15 protein-coding genes are annotated in these 14,976 nt (G+C 57.1%); 5 read left to right on the top strand and 10 right to left on the bottom strand.

All coding sequences use genetic code 11. The features are described from left to right. The first annotated feature begins 93 nt into the window (after window positions 1-93). From AC13E3_RS11920 to AC13E3_RS11900, 5 genes are all read left to right on the top strand, one after another. Complete coding sequence (locus AC13E3_RS11920) at window positions 94-633, top strand: YqiA/YcfP family alpha/beta fold hydrolase (protein ID WP_136630719.1); 540 nt, start codon at window positions 94-96, stop codon at window positions 631-633. 141 nt (window positions 634-774) lie between these two features. Continuing rightward, the gene (locus AC13E3_RS11915) at window positions 775-1,803 is read left to right on the top strand and encodes a TRAP transporter substrate-binding protein (protein WP_136630718.1); all 1,029 of its coding nucleotides are present in this window, start codon (window positions 775-777) and stop codon (window positions 1,801-1,803) included. 108 nt (window positions 1,804-1,911) lie between these two features. After that, complete coding sequence (locus AC13E3_RS11910; RefSeq protein WP_069182710.1) at window positions 1,912-2,505, top strand: TRAP transporter small permease; 594 nt, start codon at window positions 1,912-1,914, stop codon at window positions 2,503-2,505. A 35-nt stretch (window positions 2,506-2,540) separates the two neighbouring features. Further along, a complete protein-coding gene (locus AC13E3_RS11905; RefSeq protein WP_069182709.1) occupies window positions 2,541-3,824 on the top strand; it encodes a TRAP transporter large permease in 1,284 nt (427 codons plus the stop codon). A 38-nt stretch (window positions 3,825-3,862) separates the two neighbouring features. Then, window positions 3,863-4,303: a universal stress protein gene (locus tag AC13E3_RS11900; protein WP_405418021.1), complete on the top strand. Its 441-nt coding sequence runs from the start codon at window positions 3,863-3,865 to the stop codon at window positions 4,301-4,303. Window positions 4,304-4,307: 4 nt separating this feature from the next. Here the strand turns inward: AC13E3_RS11900 and AC13E3_RS11895 are convergent, their stop codons facing one another. The 10 genes from AC13E3_RS11895 to potA all read right to left on the bottom strand — a co-directional run bounded on the left by AC13E3_RS11895 (window position 4,308) and on the right by potA (window position 14,903). Continuing rightward, entirely contained in the window at window positions 4,308-6,569 is a 2,262-nt protein-coding gene (locus AC13E3_RS11895) for a sensor domain-containing diguanylate cyclase (RefSeq protein ID WP_405418018.1), read from the bottom strand. A 96-nt stretch (window positions 6,570-6,665) separates the two neighbouring features. Further along, the gene (locus tag AC13E3_RS11890; protein WP_069182706.1) at window positions 6,666-7,001 is read right to left on the bottom strand and encodes an antibiotic biosynthesis monooxygenase family protein; all 336 of its coding nucleotides are present in this window, start codon (window positions 6,999-7,001) and stop codon (window positions 6,666-6,668) included. Between the two features lie 62 nt (window positions 7,002-7,063). Beyond that, window positions 7,064-7,915 carry an ABC transporter permease gene (locus tag AC13E3_RS11885; protein ID WP_273018144.1) on the bottom strand — a complete coding sequence of 284 codons (852 nt, stop codon included), beginning with the start codon at window positions 7,913-7,915 and terminating at the stop codon, window positions 7,064-7,066. A 16-nt stretch (window positions 7,916-7,931) separates the two neighbouring features. Next, window positions 7,932-8,792: an ABC transporter permease gene (locus tag AC13E3_RS11880; protein ID WP_482902061.1), complete on the bottom strand. Its 861-nt coding sequence runs from the start codon at window positions 8,790-8,792 to the stop codon at window positions 7,932-7,934. Then, the gene (locus AC13E3_RS11875) at window positions 8,789-9,883 is read right to left on the bottom strand and encodes an ABC transporter ATP-binding protein (RefSeq protein WP_273085319.1); all 1,095 of its coding nucleotides are present in this window, start codon (window positions 9,881-9,883) and stop codon (window positions 8,789-8,791) included. Before AC13E3_RS11875 ends, AC13E3_RS11880 begins: the two co-directional genes overlap by 4 nt. A gap of 5 nt (window positions 9,884-9,888) precedes the next feature. After that, window positions 9,889-10,968 carry an extracellular solute-binding protein gene (locus AC13E3_RS11870; protein ID WP_414673512.1) on the bottom strand — a complete coding sequence of 360 codons (1,080 nt, stop codon included), beginning with the start codon at window positions 10,966-10,968 and terminating at the stop codon, window positions 9,889-9,891. 156 nt (window positions 10,969-11,124) lie between these two features. Then, on the bottom strand, window positions 11,125-12,165 hold the full coding sequence (locus AC13E3_RS11865) for an extracellular solute-binding protein (protein WP_482902060.1): 1,041 nt from the start codon (window positions 12,163-12,165) through the stop codon (window positions 11,125-11,127). Then, window positions 12,162-12,932 carry a spermidine/putrescine ABC transporter permease PotC gene (potC, locus tag AC13E3_RS11860; RefSeq protein ID WP_482902059.1) on the bottom strand — a complete coding sequence of 257 codons (771 nt, stop codon included), beginning with the start codon at window positions 12,930-12,932 and terminating at the stop codon, window positions 12,162-12,164. The genes AC13E3_RS11865 and potC overlap by 4 nt, the downstream gene beginning before the upstream one ends. Further along, window positions 12,932-13,789: a spermidine/putrescine ABC transporter permease PotB gene (potB, locus tag AC13E3_RS11855; protein ID WP_053113782.1), complete on the bottom strand. Its 858-nt coding sequence runs from the start codon at window positions 13,787-13,789 to the stop codon at window positions 12,932-12,934. The genes potC and potB overlap by 1 nt, the downstream gene beginning before the upstream one ends. Continuing rightward, window positions 13,782-14,903 (bottom strand): spermidine/putrescine ABC transporter ATP-binding protein PotA, encoded by a 1,122-nt coding sequence (gene potA / locus AC13E3_RS11850; RefSeq protein ID WP_053113780.1) that lies wholly within the window; start codon window positions 14,901-14,903, stop codon window positions 13,782-13,784. Before potA ends, potB begins: the two co-directional genes overlap by 8 nt. Between the last annotated feature and the right edge of the window lie 73 nt (window positions 14,904-14,976).

The following is a 14,976-nucleotide window of genomic DNA, read 5'->3' as shown; positions in this document are numbered from 1 at the left end:
CGGACGGCTGGCTCAGCCTGCAAAGTGGACAGAAAGGGTTTGGCTGCTCATCATCCTGGGTAAACAGTGTTCAAAGCAGGAGCCATTTTCATCATGACCGATACCCCGATCCATGTGTTCCTCTCCCACGGCCTGGAAAGCGGCCCGGGCAGCACGAAAATCCAGGCCATGAAAGCCGAAGCCGAAACCTTCCCGAACATCAAGGCCCATGCGATTGATCACAGGAGTACCAAGGATCCTTCTACCCGCCTGAAACAAATGCAGGCGGCCATGGCTCAGAGCGGCGCCAATCCGGCAAACACCATACTGGCCGGATCCAGCATGGGCGGCTGGGTGTGCGCTCAAACCAGCTCCGACACCCCGGTTCGGGGCTGCTTTATCCTGGCGCCAGCCCTTGCCATGGCCAGGTACCCCCAGTCCAGCCCGATCATCCGGGCCCGCCACTGCCAGATCATCCACGGCTGGGAGGACGACGTGGTACCGGTCGCGCCGGTGCTAGACCTGGCACGGGACCAGGGCCTTCCCATACTGGTTGTGCCCGATGGCCACAGGCTGGAAAACAGTCTCGATCGGGTTGTCAGCGAGTTCCGCGGATTCCTCCAAACCTGCCTTTCAGATGTGAATCAGCCGTGATTTCATGAACTTGCGAAATCGCGAAAACGACCGCCTCGGAATTTATTGTTTTGGCCATTTTCTTGCGAAAACCTCTTTGTTTTGCCAGTCTTTATTAATGTAACAATAAATTTCAGCAAAAAAACGAACGGAGAAAACCCGATGAGCAGCATGAGCAAGTTCAAAAAACTGGCCGGAATTTCAGCGTTCGCGTTCGCTGCGATGACCATGGCGAATTCTGTAAACGCCGCAAACTGGCGGTACGCGCACGAGGAATACGAGGGCGACGTACAGGATGTGTTCGCCTACAAGTTCAAAGAATACATTGAGGAAAATTCCGACCACACCCTGCAGGTTTACCGTTTTGGCGAGCTGGGTGAGTCCGACGACATCATGGAGCAGACCCAGGCGGGCATCCTCAACTTCGTTAACCAGTCGCCCGGCTTTACCGGTTCCCTGATTCCTGAAGCCCAGATCTTCTTCATTCCTTACCTGATGCCGACCGACATGGATACGGTTATCGAGTTCTTCCGCACGAGTGAAGCCATCAACGAAGACTTCCCGGAGCTCTACGCAGAGAAGGGCCTTGAGCTTCTGAAGATGTACCCGGAAGGTGAAATGGTTGTGACCGTGGACGAGCCGGTCACTGAACCTGCGGACTTTAACAACAAGAAGATCCGGGTCATGACTAACCCGCTTCTGTCAGAAACCTATTCTGCCTTCGGCGCGACACCGACCCCGCTGCCCTGGGGTGAAGTCTATGGTGCGCTGCAGACCAACATGATCCAGGGGCAGGAAAACCCGATCTTCTGGATCGAGTCCGGCGGTCTTTATGAAGTGTCCCCGAACCTGGTCTTCACCAAGCACGGCTGGTTCACCACTGCCATGATGGCCAACCAGGATTTCTACAACGGCCTGTCTGATGCAGACAAGAAACTGGTGCAAGACGCCGCTGACTATGCCTTTGAAGAGATCATCGTGCACATCGACGGTCTCGCCGATGAAGCCCTGGCCAAGATCCAGAAAGCCAGCGATGAGGTCACCGTTACCCGTCTGACCGATGAGCAGATCGAAGCCTTCAAGGCCCGTGCGCCCCAGGTTGAAGAGAAGTTCATCGAAATGACTGGCGAGAGCGGCAAAGAACTGCTGAACCAGTTCAAGGAAGACCTGGAAGAAGTTCAGAACAACTGAACCTGATGGAACCACTCCCGCCGGCTCCGGCCGGCGGGTAGCTGTACTAACCCCGCCCCGCCGGGGACTTCCTACCGGCCGGGAGCGACATTCTCTGGAGCAGACCCCATGTCCGAGAATTCCCCGGATCTTGAAGACGATACCGGCATCTACGAGTCCGGCCTGCCCGGATTTCTTGGAACCATCGATGAAATAATTGCCAAGGTCGAGGCGTTCATGCTGGCCGTTGGCGTCATCCTGATGGCCATCAATACCTGTGTGAATGTTATTGCGCGGTATGTGTTCGGCGAAGGCCTTTTCTTCTCCGGTGAAATCAACCGGATTCTCATTATCCTGATCACCTTTGCCGGCATCGGCTATGCGGCCCGCCATGGCAGGCATATTCGGATGTCTGCAATTTACGACGCCATTCCGGTCAAGGGGCGAAAAGTGCTGATGATCATCATCGCTTTGTTCACCTCTGTGGTTATGTTCTTCCTTTGCTACCACTCGTTCGAATATATCCAGACCCTGTACAGCCGAGGCCGCATTCTGCCTGCGCTGGGTTTTGAAATCTGGTGGATCTATATCTGGGTGCCCATCGGTTTTGCCATTACGGGAATTCAGTACCTCCTCACGGCCATCAAGAACTTCACCAGCAAGGACGTGTACCTCTCTACCGGGGTGGTAGACGGTTACGCGGATACCGAATCAGAAGTATGAACCCTGCAGCTGACATAAAGGAAGGATAAGAAATCATGGCAACTATAATGATGTTGATCATGATCGGGCTATTGCTGCTGGGCTTCCCGATGATGATTCCCCTGATCACCGGCGCTGTGGTCGGCTTTGTAATGATGTTTGATGGCTTCGGCCAGATGGGCACCTTCGTCCAGCAGATGATGGGGGGTATCCGGCCAGCCTCACTGATTGCTGTTCCGATGTTTATCCTGGCGGCGGACATCATGACGCGCGGGCAGTCTGCCGACCGCCTGATCAATATGGTTATGGCCTTCATTGGCCACGTTAAGGGTGGGCTGGCAATCAGTACCGCCACCTCCTGCACCCTTTTCGGTGCCGTATCAGGTTCTACCCAGGCAACGGTTGTGGCGGTTGGCTCGCCATTGCGGCCCAAGCTGCTCAAGGCCGGCTATTCGGATCCGTTCTCGCTCGCGCTGATTATCAACTCCAGTGACATTGCGTTTCTGATACCCCCGAGCATCGGCTTCATTATCTACGGGGTTATTTCCGAGACCTCCATTGCCGAGCTGTTCATTGCCGGTATCGGGCCAGGCTTGATGATTCTGATAATGTTTTCGATCTACTGCCTGATCTATGCTCGCGTCAACAACCTTCCGACCGAGGAGAAGTCCACCTGGAGCCAGAGAGCCGTAGCCATGCGCGAGGCTTTGTGGCCGCTGTTCTTCCCGGTCATTATCGTAGGCGGCATTTACGGAGGTATCTTCAGTCCGACAGAGGCTGCAGCAGTTTGCGTACTCTACGCCTTCCTGCTTGAGTTCGTGGTGTTCCGATCACTCAAGCTTGCTGACATCTATCGAATCGCGAAGTCCACAGGCTTGATCACCGCTGTCGTATTTATTCTGGTAGCCGTGGGCACCGGCTTCTCCTGGATTATTTCCTTTGCCCAAATCCCCCAGGCTATTCTGGACGCGGTCGGAATCAGTGACATGGGCCCGATTGGCGTGATGATTACCATCTGTATCGCCTTCTTTATTGCCTGCATGTTCGTTGACCCGATTGTGGTGATCCTGGTTTTGACGCCAATCTTTGCACCGGCCATCGAGGCCTCTGGCATCGACCCGGTACTGGTCGGCGTGCTCATTACCCTGCAGGTAGCCATCGGCTCGGCAACGCCGCCGTTCGGCTGTGACATCTTTACCGCCATCGCGATATTCAAGCGCCCCTATCTGGAGGTTATTCGCGGCACGCCGCCGTTCGTAATCATGCTGATAGCCGCTGCCGGGTTATTGATTGCGTTCCCGCAAATTGCTTTGTTCCTGCGCGACCTGGCCTTCAGGTGATCTGATCGCCCTGAAGGGTGAATACAAAGGAGAGCAAGATGTTCAAACGGATTCTGGTGGCAGTCGATGGCTCGATGACCTCCTTCGATGCTCTGAACAAGGCCATCGAGCTGCAAAAGCTGACCGACGCAGAGATTTTTCTTCTTTGCGTCTACAAACACCACAGCCTATTTGAGGCGTCGTTGTCGATAGGACGCCCGGACGACATGGATATTCCGGACAAGGTGCTGTCGGAATACGCCAAGGAAGTCGTCAATCACGCAAAGGAACTTGCCAAGGAGCGTGGCGCCACCCACGTTCGGGGCTTTGTGAAGGCGGGCAGGCCGTCAAAAGTTATCATCGATTTTGCCAAAGACAAGGGCGCAGACCTGATCGTCGTGGGCACCAAAGGAACGCACAGCGACAAGGATGGCATGTTCCTTGGCAGCGTTTCCCACCGGGTTGCATCCCACGCCAAATGCCCGGTTCTGGTGGTGTAACCGTCTAAACCGAGATTTCGACCCGGTTGCGGCCGGCTTCCTTGGCGCGATACAGCGCCTTGTCGGCCAGGGTCAGAATTTGAAATGGCTTTTCAGCATCGTCGGGCCAGTTGGCAACACCCACCGAAACCGTCAGTGCCCCAAGATCCTGCTCCCGATGGATAATAGCTACTTTGCGAACAGCTTCACACAGCTGGTTCGCTTTGTCCCTGGCGGCGTCGGAGGTTGCTCCCGGCATGACCACCACAAACTCTTCACCACCGTACCGGCAAACAATGTCACTCTCCCGGAACTGCTTTTGAAGAATGCCAGCGACGATCTTCAGGGCATCGTCTCCCGCTTCGTGGCCGTGGGTATCGTTGAACCGTTTGAAGTGATCGATGTCGACAATCAACAGGGATAGCGACAAATCGTTACGCTGCGCGACGGCGCTTTCATGTTCGAAAAGCTGATCAAAGTAGCGGCGGTTTTTCAGACCGGTGAGTGCATCCTCGTAGGAAAACTTCTGCAACTCTTCCCGCAGGGCAATGCTTGAGAGGGTGATACCGATTCTCTGGATGGCCTGATCCAGCGCCGTAAGCAGACGTGCCGAACCATACTCGCTCTCTGCCTTTCCGAAAACGCCATCGCCCTCGAGCAGAAGCACACCTTCAGTCACATTGCCGGCACTGGCCGACTCCACATTTACCCAGAAACACAAGGTATCGCTCTCGGCCTCTCTCCCCTCCCCATCGGCGCCCTGCCACTGTTTCAGTTGCGGCAGCCTGGAGGGCTCCGGGAGGCCTTTGCGGGCATCCAGAATCACCGGAAGCGGAACCGGGCGACTGAATCCCCAGACGGCAACCCGATCATACCGCTCTCCCGAGCCCCGCTGATAAAAGGCGCCTTTAAGCGGGCTGCAAATATCCGGGAGCGCCCGGACAAGCAACCCGAACGCCTGCTTCAGGCCCAGACAGTCCTGCAGCTCGGTAATCACGTCGCCCAGAATCCGGTTTTTCTCATTTTCAAAGGTCAGCATCCGGACCCGCGCCTGCTCGCGCCGGGCCAGAGCCTCCGCCTTGGCGGTACGTTCGGCAACCTTTTCTTCCAGTGACACGTTCAGCCGCTTCAACGCCTCCTGGGTGCCTGCGTAATGCCACAGTGAAATAATCACCACCGCCAGAGAGAAGAGGAGCATTCCCCAACTGACCGGGACTCGGCCCCAGGGAAGCACACCATGGGCCACTGCCATATCCACAATCAGCAACGCGCAGAAAAAGCCGAAGGCTAAAAGCAGTACCTGTTGCTCGCGCAACATTTTACCGATACGACGAAGCACGACGGCAAAAATAATAACCAGAGAAACGAGAAACATGGCATCAAATGGCGGGAACGTAGACGAGAGATCAAACACGCCCGCTAGCGCGCCCAGCAATGCACCCACCAGGTAAACAAGATGAACTTTCCAGATCAGATTTATCACCCAGGGGCGATGATTGGTCAGCCATTGCTCCAGCAGCAGTGCCAGTGCCACCGGCAGCATGTAATAGGAGCCGGCAGCCAGGTAATCCCACATCAACGGCTGGTAAGCAATCAGTAGACTGGCCTGGCTCTCAGAAACCAGCATCAGGGCAGATGAGAGAGTGAATAGAGAGATAGTCGCAAAGGTTTTCTTTTCCGCCTGCAACAGCGCAAAGATGATCGCCAACAACGCAATCAAGGTGGCGAAACCCGCAATGACCAGTGCTTCGAGGGAATTCTTGAGAATGTAGAGAACCAGATCCGGATGATCCATGATGGAGACTTCGCCCCACAGCCCGATATCCGTGTAATTGGAGAAAATCCGGAAATACACCGGCTTGCCTTCATAGCCCTCGGGCAGCACGATTTCATGCCACGGCCAGCCCTCAAACCGGCCCCGGCCCTGGTCATCAAACTCGCCATACTGGTAGATTTTTTCACCCTCAATCCAGACCTGGACGATCAGATCGACACTGAAGATGTAAAGGACGGGCTCCTGCCACTCGCCGGTTGGCAGGGTGACCCGGAACCAGACATTCTCACGCCCTTCACGGCCGGGTGGATTGGAGGGAAAACCAATGCTTTGCCATTTTTCGGGTGCATCCTGCACCACCCACTCCGGAACACCGTCCTCGGTAAAGGGAGAGTCACCCCAGCGATACTCCCAACCTTCGGCTACCGGCTGAGACGCTCCATAGGTAAGTGCAGGCAGTATCAAGGCCAGAACCAACGCGGTAACCAGACGTAGCAGGCTAATCTGTGGCATCAGGAACGCAAACCTGAGTTGTGGGGCGATCAGATCTGATTATAGTCCAGTCCCCGCAAATTCGGAGCACTCTTTCGGGGCATACGACCGGTGCGCTCAAGGCGATTCGTGACCATGCGATGATCGAGGCGGCTCCACTACCCATTCCGGGTCTTCAAACTCACCGATGGGCTTGATATCCACGAAAGGCGCAGCGCTGCGGATGATCGCGGCCACCTCGGGGTTATGCTGCCCTTCCATGGCATCCCGCTGTTCCTTGCTCTCCCAGGAGGCGATGGCAATCAGGGTGTTGGGGTCGCCAATCTTGCGGTGCAGTTCAGTACCCCGGGCCCCGGGCGCCTGCTGTATAATTTCGCTCGCTCTCACCCAGGCATCCGCGTATTCCTCGGCAGTATGGCCTTCCCGGATATGCACTTCGAAAATAAACTTCATGAGACCTCCCGGCGACTGCCAGTTCAATCCGGTCGCGCATCCCGTGATTGCGGCGAACACCGTTAACGTGAGGAGCGGCCCATCACCAGCAACGCCAGTAGCGCAGAGCCCACCATCAGCAACAGTGCCACCGCATTGAGCACAGGCGTCGACCCTTCCCGGAGGCGATTGAACAGTGCCACCGTCAGCGGTGTATCACTACCTGTCAGCATAACGGTGGTATTGAAGTTTTCAAATGACATCAGGAAAGCCATGGCGGCGGCCCCGAAAATAGACGGCAATAGCCAGGGCAGGGTCACGGTAAACCATGCCAGCAGGGGCGTGGCGCCCAGGTTCAGGGCGGCTTCTTCCAGCTGGGGATCAAACTTGCGCAGGCGGGCCGCGATCACCAGAGTGCTCAGAGTCGCGATGAAGGTCACCTGCCCCATCACCACCAGAGTCATTCCGGGCCGGAACAGATCCAGCTCGATTCCCCAGGCTGCCGACATATCATTGGCCATGCCGCTGTAGAACACCAGTATGGACACCCCCAGAATGACACCGGGAATCACCAATGGCAGCAGCATGAGCAGGTACAGGAATTCCTTGCCCCGGAACTGCACCCGTTCAAACAACACGGCATTAACACACCCCAGGGCAACGCTCACCAGAGTCACCCAGAAAGCAATTTTGGCACTGACCCAGAGCGCCGTAAGCAGCCCATCGTCGTGGAATAGTCCGGTACGGCCCTCACTGCCATCTGCGAAATACCAGTCCAGGGTGAAGCCTTTCCATGGCAGTGACGGGAAAGGCGCGTCGTTGAAAGCAAACACGGCCGTGACCAGCAGCGGCAAGGCCAGGTAAACGAAAAATGCCACCAGGTAGGCCAGATAGAGGCTGTCGAACAGACGGGACCGGGGTACGGAACGGATCATGGCTTCACCCTCACCTTCACCCCATCACCTTGCGCAACGACTGACCAGAGATTTTCAGCCCGAGCCAGACGATGACCGACGACAGTACCAGCAGCAGAACACCGAGTGCCGCGCCCTGCTCCCAGTTAAAACGGGTAATGAACTGGGTGAAGATCTGCTCGGTAAACCAGGCACTGTCCTTCCCGCCCATGAGCACCGGCGTCAGATAGCTGCCAAGAGTGAGCATGAACACCACGATGCAGCCGGAAACGATACCGGGCATGGCCCAGGGCACAACGATTTCGCGCAACACAGTGCCGTGACCGCCACCCAGGTCGTAACCGGCTTCCACCAGGTTTTCATCCATGCCATCAAGGGTTGTCACCAATGGGACAACCATGAACAGAAGGCCGTTGTAGACAAGCCCGATGATGACCGCCACATCGTTGTAGAGCATCTCCACCGGGCCATCCGCCCAGCCCAGCGCCTGAAGCCAGGAACTGAACAGCCCACTTTCGCGCAGCAGAATCATCCAACCGTAAGTACGTACCAACTCACTCGCCCAGAACGGGATCAGGCAGGCCAGAAACAGGAAGCCCTTGGAGCGGCCCCGGGCTAGTCGTGCAATATACCAGGCAATGGGGAAAGCGATGATCAGCGTCAGAAAGGTGGTGAACAGCGACATCACCCCGGTGCGTACAAACGTCCGCCAATAATAGGCCTCGGTAAAGAAATTCTGGTACTGCTCAATGCCCCAGGCAATGGTGTCCCAGCTTTCCCGGACCTGGAACGAGACCCGGAGCATCTGAAGATGGGGCAGGAGCACCAGCAATACGATCCATAGCAGGAACGGAGTGAGCAGCAACCAGAGGGATAGGCGACTGACCGACGACCTCACAGACTGTCGGCTCCAAAGACCCTGGCCAGGGCCGGATTCCAGGCCAGACGGATTGAACTGTCGGCAGACAGCCTGGGTGCCGAGCCATCCTGAGGCAGGCGGGCGTATACCGGTTGCCCACAGTTCTCTGCCTCGACGCGGCTGTTGGCGCCATCGAACAGAGTGGTGCGCACTTTCGCCTGCAGCGATGAGAAGCCCGCACTGAGCGCATCCCCAGACAGCACCAGGGATTCAGGCCGGATATACAGTTCGGCCCGATGGCCGGTTCGAAGGTTGTCCGATGCCACTCTGCCCTGAACCAGCACACCATCATCCAGACGAATTTCGGCCAGATCATCCCGCACGGACACCAGCTCTCCGGACAGGCGATTGTTATCGCCGACGAACCCGGCGACGAACGGAGTGGCCGGTTCCCGATAAAGCTCTTCCGGCGGCGCTACCTGATCAAATCGGCCGTCCCGCATAACCGCCACCTGATCCGACATCACCATGGCTTCCGACTGGTCGTGGGTGATGTACACGAAGGTGGTTCCGAACTGTTTCTGGAGGTGTTTAAGCTCCACCTTCATCTGCTCACGGAGTTTCAGGTCGAGCGCGCCGAGGGGTTCGTCCAGCAGCAGGAGCGTGGGCTCCAGTACCAGGCAGCGCGCCAGGGCCACCCGCTGTCGCTGTCCGCCGGAAAGCTCCTGGGGGTTGCGGTGCTCAAGATCTGGCAGGCCGACCTGCTCCAGCACCCGGGCAATGCGCTTTCGCCGCTCTGCCAGAGGCATTTTCCGGCGCTTCAGCCCATAGGCGATGTTGTCACCGACCGTCATGGTGGGAAACAGGGCCAGATGCTGGAACACCATGTTCACCGGTCGACGATTGGGGGGCACATCGTTCATACGCTGGCCACGGATGTGGATGTCTCCCTGATCGGGTTTATCGAACCCGGCGAGGAGTCGCAACAACGTGGTCTTGCCGCAACCGGAGGGTCCCAGAATCGAGAAAAACGTGCCCGCAGGCACGTCCAGGGACACATGATCCACCGCGGCATTGCTGCCGAACCGGCGGACCAGTCCCTCACAGAACAGGTCCGAATCCATTCCCATGAGAATCAGTTCGCGGCCTGGACGCGATCCAGCACCTGACCTTCCATGGTTTCCAGCCCCGGCGGAACCGGCGGATACCACTTGATATTGTTGATGGCGGCGTCATTAAAGCTTTCGCGGTAAGCGTCCCGGAGATCGGCTTTGACAAACTCATCGGCACCTTTCGAGGCGGTGAAGTTGCCCGATGCATTGGTGATACGGGCCGCAATCTCCGGCTGCATCACAAAATTGATCCACTTGTAGGCGGCTTCTTCGTTCTCGCTGCGACGTGGAATCGCAAAGGTATCAATCCAGCCCAGGGCACCGGATTCGGGAGCCACAAACCGGATGTCCGGGTTTTCGGCGTTGAGCTTCCAGCCGCCGGCATCCCAGGCCATGGCCGCTTTGACTTCACCGGTGCGCAGCAGGGCCAGCAGTTGATCGCCGCCGGTCCAGTAGGTTTTCACATTGCTCTTGCAGTCAATCAGCTTGTCCTCAACCTTTGTCATGATGGTCTCGTACTCGTCGCGATTGTCATAGGCCGCAAACGGGTCCATCCCCATGGCAAAGGCAAAACCGATCAGGGTCGGCCGCTTGAGTCGGTAGCTGACCTGGCCTTCAACAGCGGTATCACAGAGATCGATATAATCAGTCACGGTATCGGCCACCGAACTGTGGACGATCAGACCACTGGTTCCCCACACCGAAGGCACCCCATAAAACTTGCCATCCAGTTCAGTGGAGTCCTGGGTCGCCTTGACCATGGACGGCTGCAACTGATCGGTGTTAACGCGGCTGAAATCAATAGGCTTATAGATGTTGAACTGGCGCTGCACGCCAACAATGCGGTCCTGGCTAGGCTGGGCAAGATCAAAACCCGCTCCGCCAGTGGCTCGGAGCTTGGAGATCATGTCCTCGTTATTGGAGAGGGTTACCTTCACATCGATGCCGGTCTCCTCCTCAAACTGGGCGACCACATCGTCGGGGGCATAGCCACCCCAGGTAATCAGGCGCAGCTCTTCAGCCAGGGTGTTGGCAGAGAAGCTGGAAGAGGCCAGGGCTGCAGACAGCAAAAAAGCACGGTTCCGTGTCGAGCGAGAGGGCATGATCATAACGTGTCCTTACTGATGGCAAGTTCAAGAGTTTGCTAACCATTTGTTATCAGGAAGTTATAGACCATGTATTGCAGTTTTGTGAAACCCGATGCAAAAAACGGAGGCCGAAGCCTCCGTTTTCCGTAGCGCGATGCGGTATCCGCGCCCTTAGCGACCGGACTTCAACATTTCCCAGTACTTGGCATACACCTGCAGGGCATCGTCGCCGATATCGGTCTGGAACTCGGCATTGATCATATCGGTGGCGTTCGGATAGCTCGCACGGTTATTCGCAACCTCGTCCGGCAACAGATCCCGCGCCGCCAGGTTTGGTGTGGCGTAACCGATTTCCTCACTGATAAGCGCAGAGATTTCAGGTTGCAGCACGAAACTGATGAACTGATGGGCCGCTTCCGGATTCTTGGCGTTTTTCGGAATAACGAAGCTGTCCAGCCAGGCAATGATACCCTCTTCCGGATAGACATATTCGAGCGACTCCATGGTGTCCTTGCCCATCACGGCCTCGCCGTTCCAGATCATGCCAACATCGGTCTCGCCTTCCAGGTAGGGCATGCGGGGCGCATCGGAGTTGAAGGTGCGAACCGAAGGCATCAGCTCGGCAAGCTTTTCATAGGCTGCCTCGATCTCGTCCGGATTGGTGCTGTTGCCGGAATAGCCCAGCACCCGCAGGCCAACGTGGAAAACTTCCCGCATGTCGTTGGTGAGCATCACCCGGCCATCGAAGCGATCTTCCCACAGGTCTCCCCAGGCAGTAACAGGCCCGCCTTCGATGTCTGCGGTGTCCACGGCCAGCCCTGTGGTACCCCAGAGGTAGGGCACGGAGAATTTGTTCGCCGGATCGATATCCAGGTTCACCAGCTCGGGATCCAGATTATCAAACCCTTCGATCTTGCTGCGATCGATCGGCATCAGCAGGTCTTCCTGGCGCATCTTGCTGACGTAGTAGGTAGACGGCACCGCCAGGTCATAGGCTGCGCTGTCATCCAGCAGCTTCAGACGGGCATACATGGCCTCGTTACTGTCGTAGGTCGTGTAGACCACCTGAATGCCCGTTTCCTCGGTAAAACGGTCGAGGACTTCCTGAGGCATGTATTCGGACCAGTTATAGAGGTTGAGAACCTGGGGCTCCTCGGAACTGCACCCCGTCAATCCCACTGCCAGCAAGCCGGCCAGTGCCAGTTTCTTCATCGTTTGCTCCTTACCAGAATCCATTGAGACAACATCAGCATAACCAGTGAAAACACCAGCAACAGTGTGCCCAGGGCATTCACCTCGGGTTTCAGGCCCACACGCACCATGGAATAGATGCGCAGGGGCAGAATTTCATAGCTCGGGCCACTGACAAACGTACTGACCACCACATCATCGAGAGACAGTGTAAACCCTAGCAGCCAGCCTGCCAGTAACGCCGGCATGATCACCGGGATCAGCACGGTGCGGGTCATCGTAAAATCAGAAGCGCCCAGATCCCGGGCGGCCTCGGGCAGGCTCTCGTCGAAACCACTCAACCGGGCCATGACCGTGATCACCACAAACGGGAGGCAGAAGGTGACGTGGGCCAGCAGCAGCGATACATAGCCGAGCTGCAATCCCACCAACAGGAACAGGGCCAGCAACGAAATAGCCAGGACAATCTCCGGCGACATCATCACCACAAACAGCATGCCGTTGAGCAGCTTCTTGCCCCGGAATCGGTACCGGTGCAGGGCCAGGGCCGTCAGGGCACCGATAACCGTGGACACCGTGGCGGCAGACAGCGCCAGCCAGAGGGAATTCCACATGGCGGTGACCATGGCCCGGTTGTTAAACAGCGACTCGTACCAGCGCAGGCTGAGGCCACCCCAGGCATAGCCGGTGCGGGACTCGTTGAACGAGAACACCACCAGCACCACGATGGGAACATAAAGCAGGAGGTAGACCAGTGTGAGATAGGTTCGGGGCAGCCACTTTGTCATCACGCGCCCTCCTCACCGATACGCCGCTTGCTCAACCGGTGGGCAAACATGAGAAACGCCATGGTCACGGTCAGCACGATGCTGGCGGCGGCCCCGAAAGGCCAGTTGCGGGCATCGAGGAACTGGTTCTTGATCACGTTGCCTACCAGCAGGTTTCTTGAACCGCCCAGAATATCCGGAACGAAGAACAGGCCCATGGCCGGCAGCAAGACCAGCATCACGCCGGCCAGCACTCCGGGCAATGTGAGCGGAACTATTACGTGCACAAAGGTGGAAAGCCGACCCGCGCCCAGATCATGAGAAGCCAGTAGCAGCTCCTGCTTCAGATCCTCAAACACCGAATACAGTGGCAGGATCATGAACGGCAACAGCAGATACACCAGGCCAATGATCACTGCGCCCTCGGTGTAAAGCAGCTGCAGCGGCTCATCGATAAGCCCGACCGACATCAAGGCGCTGTTCAGCAGCCCATTGGTGGCGAGGATCAGCTTCAGTGCGTAGGTGCGCACCAGAGAGTTGGTCCAGAACGGCACGATCAGAAGGAAGATCAGGACCAGCTGACGTTGCTTGCCCACTTTGGACAGGGCCCAGGCAAACGGATAGCCAATCAGCAAACACACCAGCGTGGTCATCGCCGCCATGTACAGGGAATGCAGGAAGACGTCCAGATACAGGGGATCAAACAGCTGGCGATAGGCATCCAGATTCAGGGGCAGAGACAGGAACGAGACCGGGTCACGGGTCATGACACTGGCGCCTACCACCAGCAGATTCGGCGCCAGTACCAGGAACAGGAGCCAGCCCCAGACCAGAATCAGGACAGCGTTTTTGAACGGCTGCTGCATAATGCTATGCATCGGCCGGCAGTTCCTCTTCGCTCCTCTGGCTGGCTTCTTCTGGAAGCAGCCATTCCCAACCATCAACCCAGCTGACTTTTACGGGCTCTCCAAGCCGGTAATCAAACGCCGGGTCATCTTCATCAAAGAATTCACTGGCCAGAACTTCGGTGCCATCGGCGAGATGGATGACCGAATCCAGCGTGCTGCCCTTGTAATTGCGCTCGACAATCTTGCCTGCGACGCCGTTCTCGTCGTCAGGGTCGAGAACCCGGATATCTTCCGGTCGAAGCAAAACGTGCAGGCGCTGGCTTTCGCGAACCGGGAAATCCGGACGGCGCAGGGTTCGTTTGAGGCCGAAGACATCCACGGTAATGGAACCGTTCTGAACCGACTCAACGGTGCCCGGAAAAAAGTTCGTCTCACCCACAAACCGCGCGGTGAAGAGATTCGCCGGTCGCTCATAGACTTCCCGGGGCGTTCCCAATTGCTGAACGAGGCCATCCTTGAGCACCACCACCCGATCCGACATCGACAGCGCCTCTTCCTGATCGTGGGTCACAAAGACAAAGGTGATGCCGAGCTCCCGCTGCAGGCGCTTCAGCTCCACCTGCATGGTGCGACGCAGTTTGTAATCGAGGGCCGAAAGGGGTTCATCCAGCAGCAGCAGGCGTGGGCGTTTGACCACCGCGCGGGCAATGGCGACCCTCTGCTGCTGTCCGCCGGACAACTGATGGGGCTTGCGCCGGGCAAAATCCTGCAACTGCACCATGGCCAGGGCTTCATCGACACGCTGGCGAATCTCGTCCTTGGGACGTTTTTCCATCTTCAGGCCGTAGGCCACGTTGTCGAACACTGACATGTGGGGGAACAGCGCGTAGTGCTGGAAAACGGTATTCAGCGGCCGGTTTTCCGGGGCGGTGTGAGTGAGATTTTCTCCCGCCAGGGTAATGGTGCCCTCGTCAGGATGCTCAAAGCCCGCCATCAGGCGCAGCAGCGTAGTCTTACCGCAGCCGGAAGGCCCCAACAGGGTAATGAACTCGCCGTCGTAGATCTCAAGATCCAGACCGTCGAGCACCGTTTTGCCACCGAATTGCTTGGAAAGATTGCTCAGGGATAGCAGTGTCTGTTTCATCGGCGCTGCCCAAAGAATGAGCGGCCTATTTTTCCAGAAACCGACGCAAACAAAAAGGGGCGCCGGGGTATTA

This window comes from Marinobacter sp. L-80 (genome assembly GCF_056859395.1).
The sequence above is the reverse complement of the archived record's forward strand: the minus strand, read 5'-3'. Positions and strand labels throughout refer to the sequence as shown.

Excerpts from the sequence above, each read along its gene's own strand:
- AC13E3_RS11920 (WP_136630719.1), top strand. The coding sequence starts at position 94 with ATGACCGATACCCCGATCCATGTGTTCCTCTCCCACGGCCTGGAAAGC.
- AC13E3_RS11865 (WP_482902060.1), bottom strand. The coding sequence starts at position 12,165 with ATGAAGAAACTGGCACTGGCCGGCTTGCTGGCAGTGGGATTGACGGGG.
- AC13E3_RS11885 (WP_273018144.1), bottom strand. The coding sequence starts at position 7,915 with ATGATCCGTTCCGTACCCCGGTCCCGTCTGTTCGACAGCCTCTATCTG.
- potB (WP_053113782.1), bottom strand. The coding sequence starts at position 13,789 with ATGCATAGCATTATGCAGCAGCCGTTCAAAAACGCTGTCCTGATTCTG.
- AC13E3_RS11915 (WP_136630718.1), top strand. The coding sequence starts at position 775 with ATGAGCAGCATGAGCAAGTTCAAAAAACTGGCCGGAATTTCAGCGTTC.
- potC (WP_482902059.1), bottom strand. The coding sequence starts at position 12,932 with ATGACAAAGTGGCTGCCCCGAACCTATCTCACACTGGTCTACCTCCTG.
- AC13E3_RS11875 (WP_273085319.1), bottom strand. The coding sequence starts at position 9,883 with ATGGGAATGGATTCGGACCTGTTCTGTGAGGGACTGGTCCGCCGGTTC.
- AC13E3_RS11890 (WP_069182706.1), bottom strand. The coding sequence starts at position 7,001 with ATGAAGTTTATTTTCGAAGTGCATATCCGGGAAGGCCATACTGCCGAG.
- AC13E3_RS11905 (WP_069182709.1), top strand. The coding sequence starts at position 2,541 with ATGGCAACTATAATGATGTTGATCATGATCGGGCTATTGCTGCTGGGC.
- AC13E3_RS11900 (WP_405418021.1), top strand. The coding sequence starts at position 3,863 with ATGTTCAAACGGATTCTGGTGGCAGTCGATGGCTCGATGACCTCCTTC.
- potA (WP_053113780.1), bottom strand. The coding sequence starts at position 14,903 with ATGAAACAGACACTGCTATCCCTGAGCAATCTTTCCAAGCAATTCGGT.
- AC13E3_RS11895 (WP_405418018.1), bottom strand. The coding sequence starts at position 6,569 with ATGCCACAGATTAGCCTGCTACGTCTGGTTACCGCGTTGGTTCTGGCC.
- AC13E3_RS11910 (WP_069182710.1), top strand. The coding sequence starts at position 1,912 with ATGTCCGAGAATTCCCCGGATCTTGAAGACGATACCGGCATCTACGAG.
- AC13E3_RS11870 (WP_414673512.1), bottom strand. The coding sequence starts at position 10,968 with ATGCCCTCTCGCTCGACACGGAACCGTGCTTTTTTGCTGTCTGCAGCC.